This is a genomic window from Pseudomonas sp. C32 (assembly GCF_030417915.1).
GTDB lineage: Bacteria > Pseudomonadota > Gammaproteobacteria > Pseudomonadales > Pseudomonadaceae > Aquipseudomonas.
The window spans coordinates 1-26,384 of record NZ_JAUHUK010000023.1 but is presented as its reverse complement, the minus strand read 5'-3'; the positions used below and the strand labels follow the sequence as shown (position 1 = coordinate 26,384).

Below are 26,384 nucleotides of genomic sequence, written 5' to 3'. Positions count from 1 at the left end.
CCAATCCATCACGGTTCAAAAAGCAAAAAAAAACGCCTGAAACCTTGCGGTTCCAGGCGTCTTTGCCTGTTCTTTTATGGTGTTGAAATCAGACGGCTGTGCCTGATCCACCGATGTTGCCCTCGACCTGTGCGGCCAGTCGATCGTCGTTGACCGAGAGAGCTTTCCACGGAATAACCCATGGACTTGATGATGACGTTTGCAGCAACTGTGCCAGTCGACAGCAAAAGCCCTGTAACCCCATTGGCACCAACGGTTTGCGTTCATCCAGCCGCACAAACCCGCCCGGATCAACACTCACGGCTTCGCTTCCGACTGGTGCGACGCGAGCAGCCGGCGCTTTAAAAAAGTGCAGATTCGCAGGCTCCCGCCCCTTCATCCGCAGCCCCGAATGCGCTGTTCCGCAGAGATAACGCAGCAATCGAGCATTCTGGCGCGTGACTTGCTAGAACCTCACCAATAGGCAGTCAACGCTGATTGCCCACATACGACAAAGGCGCCGTGTAACCCCCGTTTTAACGGAGGGTCACATGGCGCCTTTTTTGTTTCCGGGTTCGGCAAGTGCTGGCAAAAGATCCAAGGGGCGAAGATGGCAAGTAAATCCGTACGCAGCGTGTGTCCCTATTGCGGTGTGGGCTGCGGCATCGTCATGCAGGTCGAAGACAACCGCGTGATCAAGGTGACTGGCGACAAGACCCATCCGGCCAATGCCGGCCGTCTGTGCACCAAAGGCACCACCAGCGGGCAGGCAATTGCCGAGTCGGGGCGCATGGAGAATGCCTACCTGCGCCAGGAGCGCGATCGCGACCCGGTGCGCGTGACGATGGACAACGCCATCAACGAGACAGCCGCCAGACTGCGCCACATTCTGGATACCCACGGTCCCGATGCCCTATCCTTCTATGTCTCCGGGCAGATGTCGCTGGAGGCCCAGTACCTGGTCAACAAACTGGCCAAGGGTTTTGTCCGCACCCCTCACATCGAATCCAATTCCCGCCTGTGCATGGCCAGCGCCAGCAGCGGCTACAAACTGTCCCTCGGCGCCGACGGGCCGCCCGGCTCTTATGACGACTTCGATCACGCGGACCTGTTCTTCGTGATCGGCGCGAACATGGCCGACTGTCACCCGATTCTGTTCCTGCGCATGATGGACCGGGTCAAGGCCGGGGCGAAGCTGATCGTGGTCGATCCACGGCGCAGCGCCACCGCGCTCAAGGCCGACCTGTTCCTGCCGATCAAACCCGGCACCGACCTCGCGTTGCTCAACGGTTTGCTGCACCTGCTGGTGAAAAACGGCCACACCGACCCGGCCTTCATCGCCTCCTTCACCCAAGGTTGGGAGGCCATGCCCGGGTTTCTGGAGGACTACCCAGCAGACAAGGTTGCCGAGATCACCGGCCTTCCTGAGGCGGACATTCGCCAGGCCGCGCAGTGGATTGGCGAGGCCGCTGAATGGATGAGTTGCTGGACCATGGGCCTGAACCAAAGCACCCACGGCACCTGGAACACCAACGCGCTGTGCAACCTGCACCTGGCCACTGGCGCCATCTGCCGACCAGGCAGCGGACCGTTTTCCCTGACCGGGCAACCGAACGCCATGGGCGGACGCGAAATGGGCTACATGGGGCCGGGCCTGCCGGGACAGCGTTCGACGCTGGTCGAGGCTGACCGCGTATTCATCGAAGACCTGTGGCGCATCCCGCACGGCAGCCTCCCAACGACTACCGGCGCAGGCACCGTGGCGATGTTCGAGCAAATGCGCGCCGGCCAGATCAAGGCTTGCTGGATCATCTGCACCAACCCGGTGGCGTCTGCGCCCAATCGCCAGAGCGTCATTGAAGGATTACAGGCGGCTGAACTGGTCATCACGCAGGATGCCTTTCTCGATACCGAGACCAACCGCTACGCCGACATCCTGCTGCCGGGCGCACTCTGGGCCGAAGCCGAAGGCGTGATGATCAACTCCGAGCGCAACCTGACACTGATGCAAAAAGCCGTGGAACCACCCGGCGAAACGCTGCCCGACTGGCAAATCATCGCCCGAGTGGCGTGCGCGATGGGCTTCGCCGAAGCCTTCACTTATGCCGACGCCAGCGAAGTGTTTGAAGAAATCAAACGTGCCTGGAACCCGGCCACCGGCTATGACATTCGCGGCGCCAGCTACCCGCGTCTGCGCGAGAAACCGCTGCAATGGCCTTGCGCGTCCGAGTCCGACGCCGATCGCAATCCGATTCGCTACATCGACAAGGATGCAGATCTCAGCGCGCCCGCCATCACATTTCCGACCCGCCACGGCAAGGGCATTTTCCTGCCGCGTCCGCACCTGGCGCCCGCCGAAATGCCCGATGAGTCCTTTCCTTTCGTGCTCAACACCGGCCGCTTGCAGCACCAATGGCACACCCTGACCAAGACCGGCAAAGTCGAGACGCTGAACAAACTCAATCCGGGGCCATTCATTGAAATTCACCCTGAGGATGCGCGTCAGTTGGGCCTCAAGGACAAGGACCCGGTCGAAGTGCGTTCAGTGCGCGGCCGCGCCGTGTTGCCCGCCGTGGTGACCGACCGGGTGCGCCAGGGCAATTGCTTTGCGCCGTTTCACTGGAGCGATGTGTTCGGCGAGCACTTGGCAATCAACGCCGTCACCAACGACGCCGTCGACGCCCTTTCGCAGCAGCCTGAACTCAAGTTCTGCGCCGTCGCCCTGCAACGGGTCGAACTGATCGAGCACCGGTTCCTCGATACCCCGGCGCCGGCCACGGTCACGGTCACCCCACTCCCCGCTTTGACAGAGGAAATTGCCATGTCGAGCCTCTCGGCCTTCGCTGACCTCGTGGGCATCAGCAGCCTGCCGTCTCCTCAACTCAATGATCGTGAACGCACCTACCTCGCCGGTTTTATCAGCGGCCTGCAATCCCCGGCCGGTCGTCAAGTGAGCGGCGTGCCGGTCATGCCGTCCAACGCGCCTTTGGCTGCGGATACGCGACTCTGGCTGGACGGCGTTCTCGGCGGGCTGTTCAGTCGAGTTGAGCCTGACAGCCATGCCCCGGCGACAGTCACCGATCAGCCGGCCGTGACCCTGTTATGGGCCTCGCAAACCGGCAATGCCGAAGCGCTGGCCGAGCGTTTTGCCGCGCGTCTGCGGGACGACGGTGTCAGCGTGGAGCTGAGCGCGATGGCGGACTTTCCCGCCAGCAAACTCGCCAATACCCAGACGCTGGCACTGATCAGCAGCACCTTCGGCGACGGCGATCCGCCAGACAACGGCGAAGGCTTCTGGCACACCCTCAACACCGCCGAGACGCGCCTGGAGTCACTGCGCTTTGCCGTGCTCGCCTTGGGCGACCCCAACTACGATCAGTTCTGCCAGCACGGCAAAAAACTTGATCAACGCTTGCAAGAACTGGGGGCTACGCGTCTGCTGGAGCGGGTGGATTGCGATACCGAATTCGAGGAGCAAGCAGACGCCTGGCTCGCCGACCTGCGCAAAACCCTGAAGCCGAGAGCCACAGTAGAACCGTCGCCAAGTACCGGCAGCGATCCCGTCGAAACATCGGCAAAGTCCAGGCCTTACGCTTCACGCCTGCTGACCAACCTGCACCTCAACAGCCAGAGCCCGAACAAGGAAACCCGCATGTTCGCCCTCGACCTGGCGGATTCGGACCTGCGTTACGAGGCCGGAGACGCCTTGGGCGTTCACCCGCGCAACTGCCCTGAGCTGGTCAGCGAACTGCTCGATCTGACCCGGTTGCGCGGCGAAACCGCCGTGAGCATCGATCAACGCGGCGAAGTGCCGCTGCATCAAGCCCTGACCGAGCATTTCGAAATCGCACGCCCGAACAGCGAAACCCTGGCGTTCATCGCCGAGCGCAGCACCAACCCCAGATTGAAACAACTGCTGGGCAGTGAGCGCAAAGCCGAATTAAAGGACTGGCTGTGGGGTCGGCAACTGGCGGACGTGTTGCAGGAGTTTCCGGTGAATTGCTCGGCGAGCGAGTTGCTGGGGACGTTGAAACGCCTACAACCGCGCCTGTACTCCATCGCTTCAAGCCCCAAGGCGCACCCTCGGGAAATCCACCTCACGGTGGCGGCCGTGCGCTATGGCAAACGCAAAGGCGTGTCTTCGACCTTTCTCGCCGACCGCGCCCAGAGCGGCAACGTGCCGGTGTTCGTCCAGCCGTCGAAGCACTTCCGCGCACCGGTCGATGGCGACGTGCCGATGATCATGATTGGCCCGGGCACCGGTGTGGCGCCGTTTCGCGCCTTCCTGCAGGAGCGCCGCGCCCGGGGCGACCAGGGCAAGAACTGGCTGTTCTTCGGCGAACAGCATGCCGCCACCGACTTCTACTACCGCGACGAACTGCAAGGCATGCAGCGCGACGGCACGCTGACGCAACTGAGCCTGGCGTTTTCCCGCGACCAGTCACAGAAGATCTACGTGCAGGACCGGATTCGCGAACAAGGTGCAGACCTGTGGCGCTGGTTGCAGGAGGGTGCGCAACTGTACGTCTGTGGCGACGCCAGCCAGATGGCCAAAGATGTCGATCGGGCCTTGCGCGAGGTTGCACAAAACCATGGTGGTCTCAGCGCCGAAAACGCCAGTGATTACTGGCGCCGGTTGAGCGAGCAGAAACGTTACTTGCGGGATGTTTACTGAAGGCCTCCCGGCGACGCTTGACGAGGCCGCTTCCTACAAACTGGGGAAGCGGCCTTCTTGAAGGCGCCGGTTTCAGACCGGATCGCGATAGAACACGTCGTCGGCGTACGGGTACCACCAGTCCTGAATCTTGGGCTGGTGATCGATGATGACCATCTTCGAACGGCGGAATGCCTCAAGCCCCTGACGCCCCAGTTCACGCCCAAGGCCCGACATTTTCCAGCCACCGAACGGCAGCGCATCGTTGTCGATCAGCGGGTTGTTGACCCAGACCATGCCCGCCTCCAGCCGCTCGGCGGCCTCCATGGCTTCGGCCAGGTCGGTGGAGAACAGCGACGCGCCAAGGCCGAACGGCGAATCATTGGCCAGCCGCACGGCTTCGTCGAAGTCGCTCACACGGCAGATCGCCGCCACCGGGCCGAAGCACTCTTCCTGCAGGATCGCCATGTCGCCGGTCACGCCGGTGAGGATGGTCGGCTCGTAGAACCAGCCCACCGTGTGCTGTGGCGGAATTCGCCCGCCGCAGACCACGGTTGCGCCCTTGGCCACGGCGTCATCGACCAGGCGCATGACTTTGTTGCGCGCCGCCTCGCTGACCATCGGCCCGATTTCCGAACGCTCCAGGCCGTGGCCGATGCGCAAGGCACGGGTGCGCTCGGCGAACCTGGCGACAAACTCGTCATGAATCTCGTCGACCACATAAAAACGTTCGGCCGAGGTGCAAATCTGCCCACTGAGATGAAACGCTGCGGTCACCGCGCCGGCCGCTGCAACTTCCAGGGGCGCATGCTTGGAAATGATCAGCGGATCACTGCCACCGGCCTCGATCACACAGGGTTTCATCCGTTCGGCACACGCCACGGCAACGGCCTTGCCCGCCGCCACGCTGCCGGTGAACGCTACCGCATGGGTCTGTTCCGACTGCACCAGCAGCTGCGCGGTTGCAGCATCGCCCGGCACGCAGGACACCAGCCCCGGCAACAGCGCCGTGAAATGCTCCATGAATTTGAGGGTGCACAGGGTCGTGGCTTCCGCCGGTTTGATGATGCAGGCGTTGCCCGCCGCCAGCGACGCGGCGACCGTCCAGCACATCAGCAGGATCGGAAAGTTGAACGGCATGATGTGCACGCTGACGCCATACGGCTCGTAACGCACATGCTGGAAAGAACCGATTTGCGTAGTGCCGGCCACCTTACCGGCATCGTCCCGGGCCATTTCCGCGTAGTAGCGAAAGATCGGCGCGCAGTTCGCCAGCTCGCCCATGGCCTCGGGAAACGGCTTGCCCATTTCGAGGGTCATCAGGCGTGCGACTTCGCGGTTGCAGGCCACGCTCTGTTCGATGGCGTTGGCCAGTTGATGCAGGCGTGCGGCGCGGCTTTTGGCATCGACCACGCGCCACTGTTTTTGCGCAGCGGTGGCGGCATCGATGGCGGCTTGTACGTCCGTTTCGCCACACAGACCGACCTGCCCCACCGGCTGCAAGGTCGCGGGGTCGAGCACTTCACGTACGCGGCCAGCCGTGAGCGGCAGGAATTCGGAGTTGATGAAACGCAAAGCGGTGTCAGTGTTGAACGTGGCCATGGGAGGATCCTTGAACCAATCGATAAGGGGTTTGGCGCAACATCGCCAGCGTCTCGGCGGGCAGTTCATCGCGCCAGCCCGAAACATGCCGGTCGAGCCACTGGCGCAGCGGCGCAAAGGCTTGGGCTTCAAGGGCGCGGACAAACAGGCCCAGAGTGCGCGGCAGGTGCGCCAGGTATCCGTGCTTGCCGTCGCGGCCCGCCAGGCGCACGAATATCCCCAGCACCTTGGCGTGACGCTGGGCCGCCAGGCACCGGTAATCGGCGAGAAAACGCAACGCATCCAGCTCCGGGCGCCGCAACAGGTAAAGAGTGATCAGTTTCTCTCGCAACGCTTCAGGCACATCGCGCCGGGCGTCTTCGAGCAGCGACATCAGGTCATAGGCCGCCGCCCCGACCAACGCGTCCTGAAAATCCAGCAAGCCGCAGGCCGCGACACCTTCACGGCCTTGCAACAGCATCAGGTTGTCGACATGGAAGTCCCGCAGCACCAAAGCTTCGCGGCGTTTTGCGACGTCGCGACAGGCGTCCGCGAACAGCGCCAGATACTCATCGCGCAGCTTGTGCGCCGCTTCTTTGCCGATCAACAGCGGCACGTACCAATCGATAAACAGTGCGTATTCGTCTGCCAGTCGCTGTTCGTCGTAAGGGGCCAGTTCAGCGGCTGATGGCGCGCGATGCAGCGTCACCAACGTATCGACTGCAAGGTGATACAACCCCGACTCCGAGTAGCCGGCCGCCAGCAGCCGGGTGTAGGTGTCGTGACCGAAATCCTCGATCAGGGCCAGCCCCGCCGCTTCGTCCACTTCCAGCAAGGCCGGCGCGGACAGGCCCAGCCCCTGCAACTGCCGGGCGACCCGTACAAACGGGCCGATGGGTTCGCTGTGGGGCGGCGAATCCATCAACAACAGCCCGGCGCCGTCCAGGCGAAAGTAGCGCCGGGTCGAAGCATCCGCCGGCAGCGCGATCAGCGCTGTCCCGGCGTAACCGGCGCGTGTCAGGAAGGCCGCGCGCTGGTCTTCACGGGTTGGCAATGACGCCAGTGCATCTGTCATGGCGGTCACCGGATCATGTAGACCTTTTTGATGGTCTCGTGGACGGTGCACACACCTTTCCAGTCCTTGCGAAAGAACGCGGCGGTGTCCGGTTTGATCTCGATCACTTCGCCGGACTCGTGAACGTACGTGCAGCGACCCTCGAGGAAGTGGCAGAACTCGTCGCTGGTGACATGGCAAAACCACTTGCCCGGGGTGCAGATCCAGATGCCGCACTCGGACTGGCCTTCCGGGCCTTTGTGCAGCACCACGCCGGAAACACGGGATTCGCCTTCGAGCATGGTCGGGATCACGCCCCAATCCTTGACGTCGGTGATGCTCAGCGGGTCGTACAGAAACGGGGTAGTCATTCATTTTCTCCAGTAAATAGTCAGTATCTAACCTGTAGGAGCCGGCTTGCTGGCGAAGGCGGCCTTGAGTTTTTCATCAATCCTGTGGGCCTCTTCGCTGGCAAGCCAGCTCCTACTAAGAGCGTGATTTTTGTGATGGCCACATTCTGTGTAGGAGCCGGCTTGCTGGCGATTGCGTCGGGACAGTCGACACCGATGTCGCCCGGCGTACCGCTATCGCCAGCAAGCCGGCTCCTACAAAGTTCAGGCAAGCATGTACACATTGCGCAGGGTTTCCCGGACTTCGCACTCGCCGGTCCAACCCGCCGGGAACAGCACCAGGGTGTTGGGGCGCACTTCGATCACTTCGCCGTTGTCGTTGCGGTAAATGGCGTGCCCCGCGAGGAAATGGCACAGCTCATCCCGGGGAATCGACAACCGCCAGCGCCCCGGCGTGCACACCCACAACCCGGTTTCCGGGCTGTTGTTCGGGCCTTTGAACAGCAATCGGCCGCTGGAATGCGAGACACCTTCGACGGCGTCGCTCTGCACGCCCCAGTCCACCAGATCGGTGCGGCTGCTGACGGCTTCGAGGTACGGCGTGATACCCGCCGTGGTGGATGAATCAGGCATCGTTGAGCACCTTGTCGAGAATCGCGGCCGCGTCTTGCGGCCCTTTGCGGGATTGCATCTGCGCGCTGGTGCGCTGCAAACGTTGGCGCATGGCCTCATCGTTGAGGCAGGCGTGGAGTTTTTGTGCGAGCTGTTCTTCGCTCCACTCATAGCGGTCGAGCTTGAAGCCGTGACCGCTTTCTTCGGCGCGCATGGCGTTGTCGTGACCGTCCCACACGTAGGACATGACAATCGCCGGTTTGCCGAAGAACAGGCACTCGGTGAAGCTGTTGTTGCCGCCGTGGTGGATCACCGCATCGACCTGGGCAATCACCGACGGTTGCGGGAACCAGTTGGAAATCTGCACGTTGTCCGGCAGGTCCGGGTATTCGTCGAGGTGTTCGCCGACGTTGAACAGCGCCCGATAAGGCAGCTTGCCCACCGCCTCGATCAGGCGTTTGAGCAACTCGACATCGCCGGAGCCGAGGCTGCCGAAACTCGCATACAGCAACGGCTTGTCGTTATGCGCACGGAACGGCGGAATCTCATACGGCGTGTCGTGACGCACGCAACCTTGCAGGTAGTGGAAACGTTCGGCCGGCAATGGATGGCGACGGTCGAACTTCACCGCATCCGGGTACAACAACAGGTTCATGAACGGCGAAGCTTCGAAGAATGTACCCAGCGGATACGGCGCCTCTCCATGGGCTTGCAGGAACTGGTTGAAGTCCTCGTGAATCGGACCGATCACCTGTTCAAAGCGCTGGCGAAATTGCGCGTGGCCCGCCTTGTCGTCGATGCTCATGCCCGACAGGTGCGGCGGGATATCCGGGTCTTCGATTTCGTTTTCCGAGCAGGAAATGATCCGCACCCACGGCTTGCCGTATTGCTTGATCGCCGGGAACAGGATCACGTTGTCGACGCAGATCAGGTCGGGCTTGACCTTGTCCAGCACCGCCGGCAGATCCTTTTGCGCCCACTTCGCCGTTTCGACAATGGCGGCCCAGCATTCCTTGACGTAGTTGTCGATCTGATCCAACGGCGACTTGCGGAAGTTCGGAATGTGGCCGTTGATGAAGTCCACCCAATAGCGGGCCATTTCTTCGGCCGGCATCGGTGCCGACATGTTGACCATGTGTTCTTCAAAACCATAACCGGCGTACACGCCACTCATGCCCGGGTCGGTGAGAAACACCGCTTTGTGCCCCAGCGCTTCACACGCCTGGGCGATACCGACTGAATTGAGCGCCGGGCCGTAGGCGGCTTCGGGAAAGAATGCGATCACTTTCTGTTTCATCGAGTGCTGCTCCTGCCGGGTCTTTTTGTTGTTCAGCGCGTCAATACGCGGGCATGCCGGGCCTGCCAGCCCAGCCGGATGGTGGTGTCGATTGCAAAATGGGCGAACTCAAACTGAGAGGACGGCACGCGCACGATCAGCGGTTTGTCGCTGAGCGGCGTCTGCACGTGCAGGTTGGTATCGAGGCCGTGGTAGGCGACTTCGACGATCTTGCCGCTGACCTGATTGGCGCAGTCACCGCCCTGCTCCATCAGCACTTGCAAGCGTTCCGACCGTACCACCACGGCGACGGCCTGGCCGTTGACCATCGGTGCGTCGGTTTCAACACTCAGTTCCTGGCCGTTCACCCGCACCGAATGCGGGCCCGAGCGCACACCTTCGAGCAGGTTGCTGACGCCGATGAAGTTGGCCACGAAACGGCTGTTGGGGTTTTCGTAAAGCTCGGTCGGGCTGCCGCACTGGCACACCTTGCCGCCGTCGAGCACGGCCATGCGGTCGGACATCACCAGCGCTTCTTCCTGGTCGTGGGTGACGATGATGAAGGTGATGCCGCTCTCGTGTTGCAGGCGCTTGAGTTCCAGCTGCATCTTTTCCCGCAGCTTTTTGTCGAGTGCGCCCAAGGGCTCGTCGAGCAACAACACACGCGGACGTTTGACCAGTGCCCGTGCCAGCGCCACTCGCTGGCGTTGACCACCGGAAAGCTGATCGGGCTTGCGCTCGGCCAACTCGCCCAGTTGCGCGGTGCTCAGCACTTCATCGACCCGGCGACGGATTTCCAGCTCGGGCAGACGTTCCATTTCCAGACCGTAGGCGATGTTCTTGCGCACGGTCATGTTGGGAAACAGCGCATAGGACTGGAACATCAGGTTCAGCGGACGCTTGTTCGGCGGCAGCGGCGAGATGTCGTTGCCATCCAGATAAATGCAGCCACCGCTGGGGGTCTCGAAACCGGCGAGCATGCGCAACAGCGTGGTCTTGCCGCAGCCAGACGGGCCAAGCAGCGCGAAGAACTCGTTCTCGCGGATGCTCAGCGACACCTCGTCGACCGCCAGACCGTTGCCATAAGACTTGCTGACCTTGTCCAGGATCAGTACCGCGGAAGAATTATTCATGGGTGCGAGGAGCCTTGTTGAGACGCTGCGAAGCCAGCAGCGCGGTGATGCTGACCAGCATCACCAGCGTCGCCAGAGCGTTGATTTCCGGGGTGACGCCGAAGCGGATCATGGCGTAGATCTGCATCGGCAAAGTCGTCGACGCCTGGCCGGAGCCGGAGTTGAAAAAGGCGATGATGAATTCGTCCACCGACAGGGTGAACGAGAGCAATCCACCGGCCAGCACGCCGGGGAAAATCACCGGCAACAGCACCCGACGGAACGTGGTGAACCAGCTCGCGCCGAGGTCAATCGAGGCTTCGAGGATCGAATAGTCGAAGTGCTTGAGCCGCGTGCGCACCACGGCGCAGACGAAGGCAATATTGAACACCGCGTGGCTGATGATGATCGAGTGCAAGCCCAACCCAACCTTGAGCAGGTTGAAGAAGCTCAGCAGCGCAATCGCCAGCACGATGTCGGGAATGATCATCGGCGCCATCAGCAAGGTGTCGACCACTTGCCCCTTGTGGTTGTCCTTGCGGCGCAACTCGATACCCAGCGCCAGGAACGTGCCGAGCACGCAGGCAATGAACGTCGCCGACAGTGCGACGATCAAGGTATTGAGCGCCGCCGACAGAATCGCCGTGTTATGCGCCAGTGCCGCGTACCACTTAAATGACACGCCGCCCCAGGCGGTCGGCAATCCGGACTTGTTGAACGACAACAGGATCAGCACCAGGATCGGTACATAAAGGAAGGCATAGACCAGCCCCAGGTGCGAACTCAATACGGCGCCGCTGACCGAACGTGGCTGACTCATGAGCGTGCCCCTTCTGCGCGGCGTGCCACCAGGGCCTGGATGAACAACAGGACCAGCATGATCGCGATCAGGAAGAAGCTCAGCGCCGCACCGAACGGCCAGTCCCGCGCCGTGAGGAACTGCGAATAGATCAGGTTGCCGACCATCTGCACCTGCTTGCCACCCAACAGGTCGGCGGTGATGAAGTTGCCGATGCTCAGCACAAAGACAAACACTGAGCCCGCGGCGATGCCGGGCACGCTCAGCGGCAGGATGATCCGCCGGAACGTCATCCAGCCCGAGGCGCCGAGGTCTCTGGAGGCGTCCCAGAGTTCGTTGTTGATGCGCGACAACGAGGAGAAAATCGCCAGGATCACAAAGGGGATGTAGTTGTAGACCAACCCGAGTACCACCGCCGATTCGGTGTACAGCAGGCTGATGGGTTCGCCGCTGTAGCCGAACAGTTGCAGCAGGCGATTGATCAGGCCTTCGCGGTTGAGCAACACGATCCAGGCGTAAGTGCGGATCAGGTAGTTACTCCAGAACGGCAGCATCACCAGAAACAGATACACCGCCTGACGCCGCCGTGGCGCACGGGCAATCGCATAGGCCGCCGGATAGCCGATGAGCACCGCAAACAGCGTCGCCAGCCCGGCGATCTTGGCCGATTTGAGCAGAATGCCCAGGTACAGAGGGTCGAATGCGCGCTGGTAGTTTTCCCAGGTAAACAACCAGTCAATGCCGCCATACGCGCCGCGTTCCACGAAGCTGTAGACCAGCACCAGCAAACACGGCACCACCAGAAACATCAGCAGCCAGCCGAAGCCGGGCGCAAGAAGCCAGGCCGACAGACGCCTGTCAGCATGCAAAGCACTCATTAACCCTATCCTCCCGCCTCAGGACAGAGGCGGCTTGCGAACGTGGCGAGGCCTGGCGGGCAGGCCTCGGATCGATGCGGCGTTAGTTCTGTGCCGCCATGATTTCGGTCACGGCGCGGGTGTAGGCTTTTTGCGTAGCGCCGCCCAGATCGCGCAATTGCTCCATCTTCACCAGCTCGCTCGGCGTCATGGTCAGATTGGGATATTGCTTGAGCAAGTCAGCGGACAACCCGGCCATTGCAGCCTGGTTGGGAACTTTGTAGAGGATGTTTTCAGCGACCCAGGCGTGGTTTTCCTTGGCGAGCATGAAGTTGACGAACTTGAAGGCTTCTTCCTGGTGCCTCGAGCTTTTGAGCACCACCATGGTGTCCACCCACAGGTCGGAACCTTCCTTGGGCACCACGAACTTGATCGCCGCGTTGGCCTGGGTGCCGTAGTTGCACCAGCCGTCCCAGGCGTGGGCCATCAGCGATTCGCCGGACGCGAGTTTGGAGTAGAACGTGGTGTCGTCGAACGCGAGGATGCGTTTCTTGGTGGCGATCAGTTGATCACGCACAGCGGCGATCTGCGCGGGGTCACTGTCGTTGACCGACCAGCCCTTGGCGAGGAAACCGGCGCCAAGCATCCAGCGGTCGGTGGCCAGCATCGTGACCTTGCCCTTGAGCGCATCGCTGGGGTTGAGCAGCTCGTTCCAGCTTTGCGGCGCCGGCGTCACCTTGTCGGAGCGATAGCAAATACCGGTCGTGCCCCAGGTGTAAGGCACGGAGAAATGATTACCGGCGTCGTATTCCAGCTGGGTCGCTTCGGGATAGAGGTTTTTCAGATTGGGCACTTTGACCGGATCGATGTCCGCCAGCAGCCCTTGTTTGTGCAGGACTTCAGCGAAGGGCGAGGACACGAACACCACGTCGTAACCTTCACCACCGGACGCCATGAGCTTGCCCATGATTTCTTCGTTGGTGGCGTGCAACGCCTTGTCGACGTCAACACCACTGGCCGCCTTGAACTTCTCCAGCGCATCCGGGGCCATGTAGCCGTCCCAGATGGAAATCACCATGTCTTTCGCACTTGCAGCCTGTGAAGCGATCGCCAGGGAAACGGCCAATCCGGCGCACAGAAGATCATTCAGCTTGCTCATAAATACTCACCCGACGATTGTTTATTTTGTTGTGTTCGAAGGCAGTACGGCAAAACGGAAAACGATTGCTTGTGTTTTTTTTACGAAATTAGGACCAGCATAGAAACTTGTCAACGCTTTTTTCCGGACTGACGATTGTCCGGCGCATGGCATAAGATGAGCACCTGAGCCCGACAGCGGATCACAACGAGAAAAGACGCTTGAGCACAACAGCCGAAAAAAAACCGCGCACCAATCATCTGGAACTGGCTCGCCGCATCCTCGATCACACCCAGGAAAGCGGCCTGGTGGCCGGCGACCCGGTGGCCGAACAGGCGCTGGCCCGCACGTTTCAGGTTTCACGCACGCTGATCCGCGGCGCCCTGAAAGTGCTGCTGGAAGAAAATCTGCTCAGCCATGAAGCCGGCAAGGGCTACCGATTACTGGCATCCCCGACCGGTCAGGCATTCAACGCAGCCCTGCCGCAAGCCGCGGAAGAAGAGCTGGCGGCGTCGGTACTGCGCGACCGCATGGCCGGGCGCCTGGGTGACAGCATCAGCATCAGCGAACTGATGCGCCGCTATGACATCGGCCGGCCAGCGGCGCAGAAAACCCTGCAGCAACTCAGCGAAAGCCAGGCCATCGAGCGCGGCCCCGGTCAGTCCTGGCTGTTTCGCCCGTCGCTGAACAGCCTGGCCGCCCTCGAAGAAAGCCTGAAATTCCGCCTGATTCTCGAGCCCGAAGCGCTGCTCAGCCCGAGCTTCAACGCCGACCCGCAACGCCTGAGCCTGTTGCGCAACGCCACGCAAAGCCTGCTCGCCAGCCCCGTGGAAAACTTCGACATCCAGCAGTTTCGCGAGCTGGACATCAGCTTCCATGAACTGCTGGCCCAGAGCTGCGGCAACCGCTTCATCAGCGACGCCCTGCTCCAGCATCAAAGCCTGCGGCGCCTGCCGAATCTGCTGCCGTCGGTCAGCGTGCACCGCCTGCAAGAAGCCCTGCGCGAACACCTGCAAATCATCGCGCAGATCGAGCGCGGGCAGATGGAGATCGCCGCCGACCTGTTGCGCCTGCACCTTCGCTTGAGTGCCGCGCAACGCCCGCAAACCGCCAACCGTGGCATCCCGCAAAGTCATCTGTTGGGGCGCCGTTAAGCGCCACTTAAAAACATGATGATTTTTTTTTGAAAATAAGACAGCATCAAAAACATCTTCAGGAGCGGCGGGTCTGACCCGCCATGGACAGTGCCTCATGCATAAACAAAAACTGATCGCCCTGTTTCCGGAAGCCAGTTTCGGCGCGGCCCTGAACTGCATTGGTATCGCTCAGTCGCTGCGAGAGTTGGGCGCCAAACCGGTGTTCATCTGCCATGAGCATTTTCAGGGACTGTTCGCTGAATACGGTTTCGACGAATACCCGATTCCGCAAGTGAGCCCGTTGTCGGCGGCGGAACACCAGCACTATTGGGAGCGCTTCATCGAGCGCAGCATTCCCTACTTCGACCAGACCCCATTGGCGCAGATCGACAGCTATGTCGCGCCGGCCTGGGAAGCGATCATCGACACCGCCATCGAAGCGGAAAAGCCCTTGCAGCAGTTGCTCAGCCGACTCAAGCCGGACGTCATCGTGCTCGACAACGTGGTGATGTTCCCGGCCATCGCCAACGCGGGTTGCCCGTGGGTGCGCGTGGTGTCCTGCGCCGAAACCGAGCTGCCGGATGCCAACGTTCCGCCGTACCTGTCCGGCTGCCTGACCCGTGAAACCGCGGCTTGTGAGCGCTACACCGAGCAATACCTGAAGGCTGTCGCGCCGGCCCACGAACGCTTTTCGCAATTTCTCCTGAGCAACAATACGGCGCCCTGTCCTGCGGGGCAGTTCCTCACCGACTCACCATGGCTGAACCTGCTGCTGTCACCGACACCGGTTCGCCATGACCGCCAGCAGCCGCTCGATCCGCAGCGATACGTGTATCTCGATGGTTGCGTGCGACGGGAAGCGCCTTACATCGTCCCGGATTTTCCACGGCACAACGACGCGCCGCTGATCTACCTCAGCTTCGGCAGCCTGGGCGCCGCCGATACCGAGATGATGAAGCGCCTGATCAGCACCGTCTCAACCTTGCCGTACCGCTTTCTGGTCAACGTCGGCGCCTACCGCGACATGTACACCATCGTCCCGGACAACGTGTACCTCGACAGTTGGTTTGCCCAGCCGGCGGTGCTCAAGGAATGCGATGTGTTCATCCATCACGGCGGCAACAACAGTTTCTGCGAAGCGCTGTACTTCGGTTTGCCGTCGCTGATCATTCCGTATTGCTGGGACGGCCACGACAACGCCGCCCGCGCTGAAGAGGTCGGCGTTGGTCGCTACCTGCCACGCTTTGCCGATCCCCTGGCCGCCCTGCCCGCCGCCCTCGAACAGCTGCTGGCCGATCAAGCGATGAAACAACGCCTCGCATCGTTCAGCGAGCGCATGCAGGCGACCCGCGGCACAGACATTGCCGCGCGCGCCATTCTTGACCTCTAGCCAAAACAACAAAAAATCCGTCGGGCAACCGAACGCAATCGTCGCTGCCCGACACTTCGCCGGAGTTTCAGCATGAATGCCCCACCGCGTCTCGATTCCCTCGACCACGTCTTGCCCCATCCCTTTTGGCAGGACACCGTCACGCCACCGCCCCTAGCGCCCTCCGTCAGTGGGTCCGTGTCCTTCGATCTGGTGGTGGTCGGCGGTGGATTCACTGGATTGTGGACCGCCCTGCTGGCGCGTCAACGCAACCCCGGGCTGAGCATTGCGATCATCGAAGCACGACGCTGCGGCGGTGAGGCCAGCGGGCGCAACGGTGGTTTTTGCGCGCCGAGCATTTCCCATGGCGTGTCCAACGCGCTCAAGCGTTGGCCGGATGAAGCACAGCAGTTGATCCGCCTGGGCCGGCAGAACCTCGACGAACTGGCTGCCGACCTGCAACGCTTCGGCATGAATGTCGAGTTCGAACGCGAAGGCAAACTCAACGTCGCCACCCAGCCGTGGCAGGTCGACGGGCTGCGCTCGATGCAACGCAACTACGCCCGTTTCGGCATTGACTGCCAGTGGCTTGAGGGCCGCGATCTGGCGCAGAAGCTCGACTCCCCGGCCTATGCGGCCGGCCTGTTCGAACCCAACTACGCCCTGCTCAACCCGGCAAAAATGGCTACCGAATTGCGCCGCGTTTGCCTTGAGCAAGGCATTCAATTGTTCGAAAACAGCCCGGTGCTGCAACTGGACGCCAACAACGACAGCCTGCGTCTGCGTACCGTCCATGGAGACGTGATGGCCGGGCAGATCGCCCTCGCCACCAACATCGCCCCGCCGCTGCTTGGTCATTTGGCCTCGACCGTCATCCCGGTCTACGACTACAGCCTGGTCAGCGAACCGCTGAGCGATGCGCAGTTACAAACCATCGGCTGGACCGGACGCTACGGCATCGCCGACTCCGGCAATCAGTTTCACTACCTGCGCAAGACCGCCGACAACCGCATTCTCTGGGCCGGCTACGACGCCATCTACCATTTCGGCGGGCGCCGCAACGAAGCGCTGACCCAACGCCCGCAAAGTTTCCAGCGCCTGGCCGAACAGTTTCAGCAGACCTTTGCGGCGCTGCGCGATGTACGTTTCAGCCATGCCTGGGGCGGAATCATCGACACCTCGGCGCGCACCACGATGTTCACCGGTTGCGAGCACCAGGGTCGCGTCGCCTATGCCTTGGGCTTCACCGGGCAAGGCGTGTCAGCCAGCCGCTTCGCCGCGCTGAACATGCTCGACCTGTTGGCTGGAGAGCGCACCGAACGAACCGAACTGCTGATGACGTCCAAGGCGCCGTTCCGCTTTCCGCCCGAACCGTTGCGTTATGTCGGTGTGAAGCTGGCCCAGCGCTCACTGGCGCGGGAGGACCGTGACGGTCATCGCAACTTGCTGCTCAAGACTTTCGATGCCTTTGGCATCGGCTTCGATTCCTGATCCGGAGACCACCATGTCCACAGCCCTGCCCCGGCACGTCATCGACTTCGCCAACCCTGACCTTGCGCCCCGTGAAACCGAGATCAACGACCCGGCCGTGGTCGATGCGCCTTATCGCAGCAGCAGTTGGCGGCATTTTGTTCGACCTGATAAAAACGCGGTCGCCGGTATCTGGGAGGCCGGGCCGCATCTGGAGCGTTGTCAGTGCGATTACGACGAGCTCTGCCATATTCTCGAAGGCACGGTGCGCCTGACCGACACCGAGGGTGTCAGCCGCACCTTCACAGCAGGCGATTCGTTTGTGGTTGCCAGTGGTTTCAATGGCATGTGGGAAAACCTCACGCCTGTGCGCAAGGTGTATTTCATTCTCGGGTAACGGGTCAGTCAGGCTAGTGGCGTACTTGATTGCGCCCGTTGCGCTTGGCCTGGTACAGCGCATCATCGGCGCGGGTCAGCAGGCTTTCCGGGGTGTCGCCGGGTTGAGCGTGGGCCACGCCGAATGACGCGGTGATGGTGTCCAGCACGGTGTCGGTGCCTCGGGCCTTGACCCGCAGCGACTGGATCTTCAAGCGCAACCGCTCGGCGAAAGCCGCCGCGCTGTCCTGATCCGGACAGTCCTTGAGCACCACGCAGAACTCCTCGCCACCGTACCGCGCCGCAATCGCCTCGGCTGGCAGTGAATCGCGCAGCACCTGGGCGACATGCTGCAGAACACGGTCGCCCAGCGGATGGCCGTACTGATCGTTGAACTGCTTGAAGTGGTCGATATCCAGTATGACCAGCGCAACGCCCTTCGGCGCGTTGCTGAATGCCTGCTCCAGCTTGCGGTTGAACGTGGTGCGGTTGAACAGTTCGGTCAGGCCATCCAGCGTCGCCGCCAGTTGCGCACGTTCGAGCTTGTCGCGCAGGGTTTTGATTTCATGCTGCGCAGACTGCAATTGCGTGAGGAAGTGCTCTTGCTGGCCCTGCATGAGTCGAGTGCTCTGTTGCAACTGGATCAGGATGCTCGGCAAGCGCTCGCTGGCTGGCTCTTCAAGCATTTGCAGGTATTGGTCAAGGCTGGCCTGAAAGTGACGGCTGCCCTTTACGCTTCGGGATACATCACGCTCCATGTCGTCGACCAGATTGATCGCTTCCTGTTGCCCGGAGCGGGCGTCCGCCAGTTCGTCGCGGATGATGTATTCACGAAACAGCTTGGTGGCAGACTCCGGCGGGAAATAGTCGAAATCGTTGACCACCCGGTCCAGATGGCGATTGAGCTCCGGCTCCTGGCCTTTGCTGTAGGTGTACCAAAGCGCGTAATGCACCGGGTTGGGCGGAATATTGTGACGAACCATCAGCGGCACTGCCTGCTTGAGCAATGCCGCCGCCTCGCGGGAGTCTTCTGGATACAGCGCTAGAACAGTCGCACGCGTCTCGGATTGGCTCATGGTTTCACTGTGGTTGTTAATCATTGGCAAATGGAAAACGCGTTGAGCATAACCATACGCCCGACAAACGGCCATCCTGACTTGCCACAATTCAATCCGATTGATGGATCCGGCACCGAAACCGCTGGGTGGGAATGGGCCTGCCCGCGATGGCGGCGTATCAGCCCGCGAAGATGCTGGAGCTGACGGCCTCATCGCGGGCAAGCCCGCTCCTACAGGGGATCTACGGCATGCGGAGATCAACTGTGGGAGCTAGCCTGCTAGCGATGGCGGTGGACCTGCCCACGAAGATGCTGGAGCTGATGGACTCATCGCGGGCAAGCCCGCTCCTACAGGGGATTTATGGCATCCGACGATCAACTGTAGGAGCGAGCTTGCTCGCGATGGCGGTGTATCAGTCCACGAAGATGTTGGAGCTGATGGCCTCATCGCGGGCAAGCCCGCTCCTACAGGGGATCTACGGCATGCGGAGATCAACTGTGGGGCTAGCCTGCTAGCGATGGCGGTGGACCTGCCCGCGAAGATGTTGGATCTGATGGCCTCATCGCGGGCAAGCCCGCTCCTACAGGGGATTTACGGCATCCGACGATCAACTGTAGGAGCGAGCTTGCTCGCGATGGCGGTGTATCAGTCCACGAGGATCTTGGAGCTGATGGCCTCATCGCGGGCAAGCCCGCTCCTACAGGGGATTTATGGCATGCGGAGATCAACTGTGGGAGCTAGCCTGCTAGCGATGGCGGTGGACCAGCCCGCGAAGATGCTGGAGCTGATGGCCTCATCGCGGGCAAGCCCGCTCCTACAGGGGATTTATGGCATGCGGAGATCAACTGTGGGAGCTAGCCTGCTAGCGATGGCGGTGGACCTGCCCACGAAGATGCTGGAGCTGATGGCCTCATCGCGAGCAGGCTCGCTCCTACAGGGGTTATGCGGCGCAGCCCAGGCGTTGAAGAGTTGTTATCAGTCGTTTTGCTCACTCAAATACGCCGCCAGGCGATCCATCAGGCGGTCACAGGCCGCCATCTGTTCGACGCTGACAAATTCATCAGGCTTGTGCCCCTGGTCCATGCTGCCGGGACCGCAGACCACCGAAGGAATGCCGGCCTGATCGAACAGCCCGCCTTCCGTCCCAAAGGCCACGGTACTGAATTCGTCACTGCCGCACAGCTCGGTAATCAGCCGGGCAGCCGCGCTGTCGGCGGGTGTCGCCAGGCCGGGATAGGCGCAGATTTTTTCAAAGCGAATACCGGTATTGGAGTCCACAGCCTGCATGGCCGGAAGCAATGCCTGCTCGGCGTAGTCCTTCAGTTCATCGACGACCACTTGCGGGGCGAAGTCCGGCAAGGCGCGGATCTCGAAATCGAAACGGCAATCGGCGGGAACGATGTTCAGCGCCGTGCCGCCCTGAATGACCCCGACCTGCACGGTCGAGAACGCCGGATCGTAGCGATGGTCATGCATTTGTGGCCGGGCCAGGGTCGCGCCGATTTCACCCAACCGACCGATCAGCCGTGCAGCCTGCTCGATGGCGTTCACTCCATAAGGCGCGTAGGCCGAATGGCACGGCGCACCGTGGACGTGGCAACGCATTGCCAGTTTGCCTTTATGACCTAGCACCGGTTTGAGCTCGGTGGGTTCGCCGATCAGGCACAGCGCGGGTGCCGGAATACGTCGGGGTAAAACCTCCAGCAAGCCGCGAACGCCGAGGCAACCGACCTCTTCGTCATAGGAAAACGCCAGATGTACCGGGCGCTTCAAAGGGCTGGAAAGAAACACCGGCACCGCCGCCAAAACACAGGCCAGATAACCTTTCATGTCCGCCGTGCCACGCCCGTACAGCTTGCCGTCCGCCTCGCTCAGGCAGAACGGTTCGACCGTCCACGCCTGACCGTCCACCGGCACCACGTCGGTGTGCCCCGACAGCACGATGCCGCCCGCCACACGCGGGCCAACCGTGGCCAACAGATTGGCCTTGGTCCGCTCGTCGTTGTAGATCAGTTCGCACTCCACGCCCAGTTCGTGCAGGTAGTCGCGCACGAATTCGATCAGCGCCAGGTTCGAATCACGGCTGACCGTGGCAAACCCGATCAACGTTTCGAGCAGGGCGCGGCTGCGCAACTCACTCATCGCCGGGCACTCCATAGGAGGGGGCCAGGGTCGGATTGAGGGCGCGGGTCAGATAATCCTGAAGTTGTGGCTCGTAGGCTGTCCACAGTTTACCCAGCTCGCCAATCGGGTTTTCATCGGCCCAGTCCACCCGCAGATCGACGATCGGCCAGGTCAGGTCACCGACCACCGACATGGCCGCCGAGTGCACCTCGCCCGCTTCACCGCCAGCGTCTTGCCCGGCCTGCAAGGCGTTCATCAAGCGAGTTGCGAGGCACCCTTCGCTGCTTTCGAACGCCGCGACCATGGCTTCGATCACCCCACTGTTGGCCAGCAAGTTTCCGGCTGCCACGCATTGATCACCGGCCACGGCGTTGTTGATGCCCAGTGCATGGTTGCCACTGAACACCGCCGTGCGACCCTGGGCATCGACCACCGCCACCTGCCGATACTGGCTGTAGCCGTTACGCGTCAACGAGTGGTCCAGCGCCTGATGCGGCGCCGAACCGTTGGCCAGTTCATCGAGGATCTGCGGGCCGAGGGCCGGCAGCGTGATGTTCTGGCTCGACACCGCGCCGACACCGGCCCGCAACCACGGGCAACGCGCACCGACGGCGATACTCGACGAACTGATGGCAATGCCCAGCTGCCCGGTCTCGGGGCAGCGACCCACGATGGAAAAAGTCATGGCGAATTCCTTATTCAGGGATGACAGCGATCACGTCGATTTCCATCAGCCACTGCGGCTGGCCAAGGGCGCTGACCACCAGCCCGGTGGAAATCGGGAACACGCCTTTGAGCCACTTGCCGACTTCCTGGTACACCGGTTCGCGGTAGCGCGGGTCGATCAGGTAAGTGGTGGTCTTGACGATGTGGCTCAGGTCGCTGCCCGCCTCTTCCAGCAATTGCTTGACGTTGCGCATGGCCTGCTCGGCCTGGGCGCGCGGATCGCCGAGGCCGACCAACTGACCGTTGAAATCGGTGCCAACCTGACCACGCACATACACCGTGTTGCCGGCGCGCACGGCCTGGCAAAAATCGTTGTCCAGCGACTGGTTCGGGTAGGTGTCTTTGGTGTTGAACATGCGGATGCGGGTATGAGTAGGCATCAACGGACTCCCATGAGGCTGGCTTTCTGAAGAGGTGCACGGGTGGCTTCGGCTTCTCGCTGGGTCGCATCTCGATAGTTGAGATAGGTGTGCTGTTTAACGATGTGGTCGGCGATGTGCTTGGCGTCGTGCCAGACGCCCCAGATGAACGCGGAGCCGCGGCGGGACTGCCAAGGCAACCCGACGAAATACACCCCCGGCTCGGCCGACACGCCACGCTGGTGCTGCGGTTTGCCGTTGTCCTTGAAGGCATCGACCTTCAGCCAGCTGTAATCGGTGGAAAAACCGGTGGCCCAGATGATCGTGGTGACGCCGGCCTTGAGCAGATCCAGTTCAAGGATCGGGTTGGTGACGCAGTCCGGATCCGCCAGCATGGCGCGGGCTTCGGGTTCCAGTGGCAGGTCCAGACCGTTGCGCTGGATATAAGCGTCAGCCTTGTCGAGCAGTGCGAGGTAATTTTCATCGCCACGACGGATGTTGTCGGCGAGGTTGTCTTCGAAACTCACCACAGCGCCGTCGAACGACTGGGTCAGGCCGACCAGCGTCATGCCCTGATGCGCCAGGCGGCGGAAGTCCACGGTGTGACCGCCACGGGCACCGCTTACGGCAATGGTCACGTGTTCTTTGCCGGGCTGCATGGCTTCGGCATCCCACTCCCCCAGCACGCCCAGCCACCAGCAGAAATCGCGGTTGCGGTAGGCACGCGGCGGACGATCATGGGCGCCCACCGACAGGTAGACCTGCTTGCCGGATCGTTGCAATTCATCGGCAATCTGCACGCCTGAAGAACCGGCGCCGACCACCAGCACTGCGCCCTCGGCGAGTTGCTGCGGATTGTAGTACTGAGCGGAGTGAATCTGGGTGATGCCGGCGATTTCGGGAGCAATCGGCGGAATGGCAGGACGCTGGAACGGACCGGTGGCGACCACCACATGTCGGGCTTCGATCACGCCATCGGACGTTTCAACGGTGAAGCCTGGACGATCGGCGTTGCGCTCGACTTTCTTCACGTCCACGCCGGTGCGGATCGGCGCGTTGAACTGGCGGGCATAGGCTTCGAAGTACTCAGCCACCTGCTCTTTCCCGGCGAAGGCATCCGGGTCCAGACCCTCGAATTCCAGCCCCGGGAAGCGGTCGTGCCAGGCCGGACCGTTGGCCACCAGCGAATCCCAGCGACCGGTGCGCCAGGCTTCGGCAATACGATTGCGCTCCAGAACGAGGTGTGGCACACCGAGTTTGCTCAGGTGTTCACTCACGGCCACGCCGGCCTGGCCGGCACCCACTACAAGCGTATCAATTTCGGTCTTGTCTACTGTCATGGCTGTGCACTTCTGAAAGGTGGTTTGATTCAGGTCGGTCATGGCTGCCGCCTCGATTCTGATCACTGTTGTTCTTCTGCTGCGGCTATCGGTGTGAGGGTGTTGGTCGCATTCTGTTCGGAGCCGGGGATTAGCGAAATTATGTTTTTTGTGGTCGCTGGCGAGGAAAAAGCGTCGAGGCGACCGGTCGGCTGTGCAAGGTTGCGGGTGGGCTGATCCCGGCCTATGGTCCTAGCGACGCAATGCCGGCAATTGACGCCTGATGGCACAGCGCCGGCCGATGTCCACCCAGTGCGAATTTGCGCAAGGAAGTGACGACATGCCTGACAACTCTCGCCCCGCCGTGCTTGAACTGATCGGCAACACGCCTTTGGTGCGTGTCAGCCGCTTCGATACCGGTCCCTGCACGCTGTTTCTCAAACTCGAATCCCAGAACCCCGGCGGTTCGATCAAGGACCGTATCGGCCTGGCCATGATCGATGCCGCCGAACTCGATGGCCGCCTCAAGCCCGGCGGCACCATTGTTGAAGCCACTGCCGGCAACACCGGGCTGGGCCTGGCGTTGGTCGGTCGCGCCAAGGGCTACCGCGTGGTGTTGGTGGTGCCGGACAAAATGTCCACCGAGAAGGTCTTGCACCTCAAAGCCATGGGGGCCGAGGTGCACATCACCCGTTCCGATGTCGGCAAGGGCCATCCCGAGTACTACCAGGACGTCGCCGCGCGGCTGGCGGCGGAAATTCCCGATGCGTTCTTCGCCGATCAGTTCAACAACCCCGCCAACCCGCTGGCCCACGAATGCAGCACCGCGCCGGAGATCTGGGCGCAAACCCAGCATGATGTGGACGCCATCGTCGTCGGCGTTGGCTCGGCAGGTACCCTCACGGGGCTGACCCGTTTCTTCAAACGCGTGCAACCGGACCTGGAAATGGTGCTGGCCGACCCGATCGGTTCGGTGATGGCCGAATACAGCCGCAGCGGCACCCTTGGCACCCCCGGTTCGTGGGCGGTTGAGGGCATTGGCGAAGACTTCATCCCGTCGATTGCCGACCTGTCCAGCGTGCGTCACGCCTATTCGATCAGCGACGAAGAAAGCTTCGATCACGCCCGCCAACTGCTGCGTGCCGAAGGGATTCTCGGCGGCTCGTCGACCGGTACCTTGCTGGCGGCGGCGCTGCGTTATTGCCGCGAACAGACCGAACCGAAACGGGTGGTCAGTTTCGTGTGCGACACCGGTACGCGTTACCTGTCGAAGGTCTACAACGACCAGTGGATGAACGATCAGGGCCTGTTGCAACGCAAGCACTACGGCGACTTGCGCGACGTGGTCGCGAGGCGCTTCGAGGACGGCCGGGTGATCAGCGTCGGCCCCGATGACACGCTGTTGACCGCGTTCCAGCGCATGCGCCTGGCCGATGTGTCGCAATTGCCGGTGCTGGTGAACGGGCAGCAACTGGTTGGCGTGATCGACGAGTCCGACATTCTGTTGGGCGTTCACGAAGACGCCGCGCATTTCCGCAAAACCGTCTCCAGCGCCATGACCGACAAACTGCAAACCCTGGCGCCCGACGCCACATTGGCGGAACTGGAGGCCGAACTCGGCCGCGGGCTGGTGGCGATCATCAAGGACGCTTCGGGCTTCCACGGCCTGATCACCCGAACCGACATGCTCAACCATTTGCGGAGATCCCTGCCATGAGTCAACAGGATAAAAACGCCCCGGCACAGGGCTTCGCCACCCGGGTGATCCATGCCGGGCAAGCGCCGGACCCGTCGACCGGGGCGCTGATGCCGCCGATCTATGCCAACTCCACGTATTTGCAGCAGAGCCCTGGCGTGCACAAGGGCCTCGACTATGGACGCTCGCACAACCCGACGCGTTGGGCACTGGAGCGTTGTGTGGCGGACCTTGAAGGCGGCACGCAGGCGTTTGCCTTTGCTTCGGGGCTGGCGACCATTTCCACGGTGCTTGAACTGCTCGATGCCGGCTCACATGTCGTGTCCGGCAACGACCTGTATGGCGGGACTTTCCGCCTGTTCGACAAGGTGCGCCAGCGCAGTGCGGGGCATCGCTTCAGCTTCGTCGACCTGACTGACCTCGGCGCGTTTGAAGCAGCGTTGCAGGACGATACGCGGATGGTCATGGTCGAGACCCCGAGCAATCCGCTGCTGCGCCTCACCGATCTCGCCGCCATCGCCCGCACCTGCCGCGACCGCGGCATCATCTGCGTGGCCGATAACACCTTCGCCAGCCCGTGGATCCAGCGCCCGCTGGAGCTGGGCTTTGACATCGTGCTGCACTCGACCACCAAATACCTCAACGGCCACTCCGACGTGATCGGCGGCATTGCGGTGGTCGGGCAAAACGCCGCACTGGCCGAGCGACTGGGTTTCCTGCAAAACGCGGTCGGCGCCATTGCCGGGCCGTTCGACGCGTTCCTCACCCTGCGCGGGGTGAAAACCCTGGCCTTGCGCATGGAGCGTCACTGCAGCAACGCGCAGGAGCTGGCGCAATGGCTGGAGCGTCAGCCGCAAGTCTCACGGGTCTACTACCCCGGCCTGCCCTCGCACCCGCAACACGAACTGGCGCAACGGCAAATGCGCGGTTTCGGCGGGATGATCTCCCTCGACCTCAACAGCGACCTGGCCGGGGCCAAGCGCTTCCTCGAGAGCGTGCAGATCTTCGCTTTGGCCGAAAGCCTGGGCGGCGTCGAAAGCCTGATCGAACACCCGGCGATCATGACCCACGCCACCATTCCACCCGCCACCCGCGCCGAACTGGGGATTGGCGACGGGTTGGTGCGGTTGTCAGTGGGGGTTGAGGATGTGGACGATCTGCGGGCTGATCTGGCTCAGGCATTGGCGCGGATGTAACCCCACTGTAGGAGCGAGCCTGCTCGCGATAGCGGTAGAACAGTCGATGTGGATACTGACTGACACACCGTCATCGCGAGCAAGCTTGCTCCTACAGTTTTGAATTTCTGTCATACCCAAATTTGATGTTCACCAAAGCCCCGC

22 protein-coding genes are annotated in these 26,384 nt (G+C 61.8%); 7 read left to right on the top strand and 15 right to left on the bottom strand.

The genetic code is table 11. From position 1 onward, the window contains the following. Window positions 1–88: 88 nt before the first annotated feature. Window positions 89–301: a hypothetical protein gene (locus QYH43_RS22730; RefSeq protein ID WP_143498338.1), complete on the bottom strand. Its 213-nt coding sequence runs from the start codon at window positions 299–301 to the stop codon at window positions 89–91. 288 nt (window positions 302–589) lie between these two features. On the opposite strand from QYH43_RS22730, the gene QYH43_RS22725 reads away from it, so the two are divergent. Then, the gene (locus tag QYH43_RS22725; RefSeq protein WP_301158176.1) at window positions 590–4,654 is read left to right on the top strand and encodes a bifunctional nitrate reductase/sulfite reductase flavoprotein subunit alpha; all 4,065 of its coding nucleotides are present in this window, start codon (window positions 590–592) and stop codon (window positions 4,652–4,654) included. A gap of 72 nt (window positions 4,655–4,726) precedes the next feature. Here QYH43_RS22725 and QYH43_RS22720 read toward each other — a convergent pair whose 3' ends face one another. The 9 genes from QYH43_RS22720 to QYH43_RS22680 all read right to left on the bottom strand — a co-directional run bounded on the left by QYH43_RS22720 (window position 4,727) and on the right by QYH43_RS22680 (window position 13,433). After that, a complete protein-coding gene (locus QYH43_RS22720) occupies window positions 4,727–6,235 on the bottom strand; it encodes an aldehyde dehydrogenase (RefSeq protein ID WP_095058473.1) in 1,509 nt (502 codons plus the stop codon). Further along, a complete protein-coding gene (locus QYH43_RS22715; RefSeq protein ID WP_301158175.1) occupies window positions 6,216–7,289 on the bottom strand; it encodes a phosphotransferase in 1,074 nt (357 codons plus the stop codon). Before QYH43_RS22715 ends, QYH43_RS22720 begins: the two co-directional genes overlap by 20 nt. A 5-nt stretch (window positions 7,290–7,294) precedes the next feature. Then, window positions 7,295–7,639, bottom strand: coding sequence for a cupin domain-containing protein (locus tag QYH43_RS22710; protein ID WP_095058472.1), 345 nt, complete (start codon window positions 7,637–7,639; stop codon window positions 7,295–7,297). 243 nt (window positions 7,640–7,882) lie between these two features. After that, window positions 7,883–8,251, bottom strand: a complete 369-nt coding sequence (locus QYH43_RS22705) for a cupin domain-containing protein (RefSeq protein WP_095058471.1) — start codon at window positions 8,249–8,251, stop codon at window positions 7,883–7,885. Continuing rightward, window positions 8,244–9,527: a glycosyltransferase gene (locus QYH43_RS22700; protein ID WP_301158174.1), complete on the bottom strand. Its 1,284-nt coding sequence runs from the start codon at window positions 9,525–9,527 to the stop codon at window positions 8,244–8,246. The genes QYH43_RS22705 and QYH43_RS22700 overlap by 8 nt, the downstream gene beginning before the upstream one ends. Window positions 9,528–9,559: 32 nt before the next feature. Next, complete coding sequence (locus QYH43_RS22695) at window positions 9,560–10,639, bottom strand: ABC transporter ATP-binding protein (protein WP_301158173.1); 1,080 nt, start codon at window positions 10,637–10,639, stop codon at window positions 9,560–9,562. Continuing rightward, window positions 10,632–11,438: an ABC transporter permease gene (locus tag QYH43_RS22690; RefSeq protein ID WP_095058468.1), complete on the bottom strand. Its 807-nt coding sequence runs from the start codon at window positions 11,436–11,438 to the stop codon at window positions 10,632–10,634. The genes QYH43_RS22695 and QYH43_RS22690 overlap by 8 nt, the downstream gene beginning before the upstream one ends. Continuing rightward, window positions 11,435–12,295, bottom strand: a complete 861-nt coding sequence (locus QYH43_RS22685) for an ABC transporter permease (protein ID WP_095058467.1) — start codon at window positions 12,293–12,295, stop codon at window positions 11,435–11,437. The genes QYH43_RS22690 and QYH43_RS22685 overlap by 4 nt, the downstream gene beginning before the upstream one ends. 82 nt (window positions 12,296–12,377) lie before the next feature. After that, complete coding sequence (locus tag QYH43_RS22680; protein ID WP_301158172.1) at window positions 12,378–13,433, bottom strand: spermidine/putrescine ABC transporter substrate-binding protein; 1,056 nt, start codon at window positions 13,431–13,433, stop codon at window positions 12,378–12,380. Between the two features lie 200 nt (window positions 13,434–13,633). On the opposite strand from QYH43_RS22680, the gene QYH43_RS22675 reads away from it, so the two are divergent. From QYH43_RS22675 to QYH43_RS22660, 4 genes are all read left to right on the top strand, one after another. Beyond that, entirely contained in the window at window positions 13,634–14,566 is a 933-nt protein-coding gene (locus QYH43_RS22675) for a GntR family transcriptional regulator (protein WP_095058465.1), read from the top strand. Window positions 14,567–14,663: 97 nt separating this feature from the next. Beyond that, window positions 14,664–15,938 (top strand): glycosyltransferase, encoded by a 1,275-nt coding sequence (locus QYH43_RS22670; RefSeq protein ID WP_301158171.1) that lies wholly within the window; start codon window positions 14,664–14,666, stop codon window positions 15,936–15,938. Window positions 15,939–16,010: 72 nt separating this feature from the next. Further along, window positions 16,011–17,408 (top strand): FAD-binding oxidoreductase, encoded by a 1,398-nt coding sequence (locus QYH43_RS22665; RefSeq protein WP_301158170.1) that lies wholly within the window; start codon window positions 16,011–16,013, stop codon window positions 17,406–17,408. Between the two features lie 13 nt (window positions 17,409–17,421). Beyond that, a complete protein-coding gene (locus tag QYH43_RS22660) occupies window positions 17,422–17,784 on the top strand; it encodes a cupin domain-containing protein (RefSeq protein WP_301158169.1) in 363 nt (120 codons plus the stop codon). 13 nt (window positions 17,785–17,797) lie between these two features. Here QYH43_RS22660 and QYH43_RS22655 read toward each other — a convergent pair whose 3' ends face one another. The 5 genes from QYH43_RS22655 to QYH43_RS22635 form a co-directional block, all read right to left on the bottom strand. After that, complete coding sequence (locus tag QYH43_RS22655) at window positions 17,798–18,838, bottom strand: GGDEF domain-containing protein (RefSeq protein WP_256583056.1); 1,041 nt, start codon at window positions 18,836–18,838, stop codon at window positions 17,798–17,800. 957 nt (window positions 18,839–19,795) lie between these two features. Continuing rightward, the gene (argE, locus tag QYH43_RS22650; RefSeq protein WP_301158168.1) at window positions 19,796–20,962 is read right to left on the bottom strand and encodes an acetylornithine deacetylase; all 1,167 of its coding nucleotides are present in this window, start codon (window positions 20,960–20,962) and stop codon (window positions 19,796–19,798) included. Beyond that, window positions 20,955–21,629 carry a DUF1028 domain-containing protein gene (locus tag QYH43_RS22645; RefSeq protein WP_301158167.1) on the bottom strand — a complete coding sequence of 225 codons (675 nt, stop codon included), beginning with the start codon at window positions 21,627–21,629 and terminating at the stop codon, window positions 20,955–20,957. The genes argE and QYH43_RS22645 overlap by 8 nt, the downstream gene beginning before the upstream one ends. Before the next feature lie 10 nt (window positions 21,630–21,639). After that, window positions 21,640–22,050: a RidA family protein gene (locus QYH43_RS22640; RefSeq protein WP_301158166.1), complete on the bottom strand. Its 411-nt coding sequence runs from the start codon at window positions 22,048–22,050 to the stop codon at window positions 21,640–21,642. Next, entirely contained in the window at window positions 22,050–23,411 is a 1,362-nt protein-coding gene (locus QYH43_RS22635; protein ID WP_301158165.1) for an NAD(P)/FAD-dependent oxidoreductase, read from the bottom strand. Before QYH43_RS22635 ends, QYH43_RS22640 begins: the two co-directional genes overlap by 1 nt. Before the next feature lie 277 nt (window positions 23,412–23,688). Here QYH43_RS22635 and QYH43_RS22630 point away from each other — a divergent pair, with 277 nt between their 5' ends. Both QYH43_RS22630 and QYH43_RS22625 read left to right on the top strand, forming a co-directional pair. Beyond that, entirely contained in the window at window positions 23,689–25,065 is a 1,377-nt protein-coding gene (locus QYH43_RS22630) for a pyridoxal-phosphate dependent enzyme (protein WP_301158164.1), read from the top strand. Next, window positions 25,062–26,240 carry a PLP-dependent aspartate aminotransferase family protein gene (locus QYH43_RS22625; RefSeq protein WP_301158163.1) on the top strand — a complete coding sequence of 393 codons (1,179 nt, stop codon included), beginning with the start codon at window positions 25,062–25,064 and terminating at the stop codon, window positions 26,238–26,240. The genes QYH43_RS22630 and QYH43_RS22625 overlap by 4 nt, the downstream gene beginning before the upstream one ends. Window positions 26,241–26,384: the final 144 nt, after the last annotated feature.

Coding starts and splice junctions, on each gene's coding strand:
- QYH43_RS22705 (WP_095058471.1), bottom strand. CDS start 8,251: ATGCCTGATTCATCCACCACGGCGGGTATCACGCCGTACCTCGAAGCC.
- QYH43_RS22645 (WP_301158167.1), bottom strand. CDS start 21,629: ATGACTTTTTCCATCGTGGGTCGCTGCCCCGAGACCGGGCAGCTGGGC.
- QYH43_RS22695 (WP_301158173.1), bottom strand. CDS start 10,639: ATGAATAATTCTTCCGCGGTACTGATCCTGGACAAGGTCAGCAAGTCT.
- QYH43_RS22635 (WP_301158165.1), bottom strand. CDS start 23,411: ATGACCGACCTGAATCAAACCACCTTTCAGAAGTGCACAGCCATGACA.
- QYH43_RS22625 (WP_301158163.1), top strand. CDS start 25,062: ATGAGTCAACAGGATAAAAACGCCCCGGCACAGGGCTTCGCCACCCGG.
- QYH43_RS22655 (WP_256583056.1), bottom strand. CDS start 18,838: ATGAGCCAATCCGAGACGCGTGCGACTGTTCTAGCGCTGTATCCAGAA.
- QYH43_RS22680 (WP_301158172.1), bottom strand. CDS start 13,433: ATGAGCAAGCTGAATGATCTTCTGTGCGCCGGATTGGCCGTTTCCCTG.
- QYH43_RS22725 (WP_301158176.1), top strand. CDS start 590: ATGGCAAGTAAATCCGTACGCAGCGTGTGTCCCTATTGCGGTGTGGGC.
- QYH43_RS22700 (WP_301158174.1), bottom strand. CDS start 9,527: ATGAAACAGAAAGTGATCGCATTCTTTCCCGAAGCCGCCTACGGCCCG.
- QYH43_RS22640 (WP_301158166.1), bottom strand. CDS start 22,050: ATGCCTACTCATACCCGCATCCGCATGTTCAACACCAAAGACACCTAC.
- QYH43_RS22660 (WP_301158169.1), top strand. CDS start 17,422: ATGTCCACAGCCCTGCCCCGGCACGTCATCGACTTCGCCAACCCTGAC.
- QYH43_RS22630 (WP_301158164.1), top strand. CDS start 23,689: ATGCCTGACAACTCTCGCCCCGCCGTGCTTGAACTGATCGGCAACACG.
- QYH43_RS22690 (WP_095058468.1), bottom strand. CDS start 11,438: ATGAGTCAGCCACGTTCGGTCAGCGGCGCCGTATTGAGTTCGCACCTG.
- QYH43_RS22715 (WP_301158175.1), bottom strand. CDS start 7,289: ATGACAGATGCACTGGCGTCATTGCCAACCCGTGAAGACCAGCGCGCG.
- QYH43_RS22720 (WP_095058473.1), bottom strand. CDS start 6,235: ATGGCCACGTTCAACACTGACACCGCTTTGCGTTTCATCAACTCCGAA.
- QYH43_RS22670 (WP_301158171.1), top strand. CDS start 14,664: ATGCATAAACAAAAACTGATCGCCCTGTTTCCGGAAGCCAGTTTCGGC.
- QYH43_RS22665 (WP_301158170.1), top strand. CDS start 16,011: ATGAATGCCCCACCGCGTCTCGATTCCCTCGACCACGTCTTGCCCCAT.
- QYH43_RS22685 (WP_095058467.1), bottom strand. CDS start 12,295: ATGAGTGCTTTGCATGCTGACAGGCGTCTGTCGGCCTGGCTTCTTGCG.
- argE (WP_301158168.1), bottom strand. CDS start 20,962: ATGAGTGAGTTGCGCAGCCGCGCCCTGCTCGAAACGTTGATCGGGTTT.
- QYH43_RS22710 (WP_095058472.1), bottom strand. CDS start 7,639: ATGACTACCCCGTTTCTGTACGACCCGCTGAGCATCACCGACGTCAAG.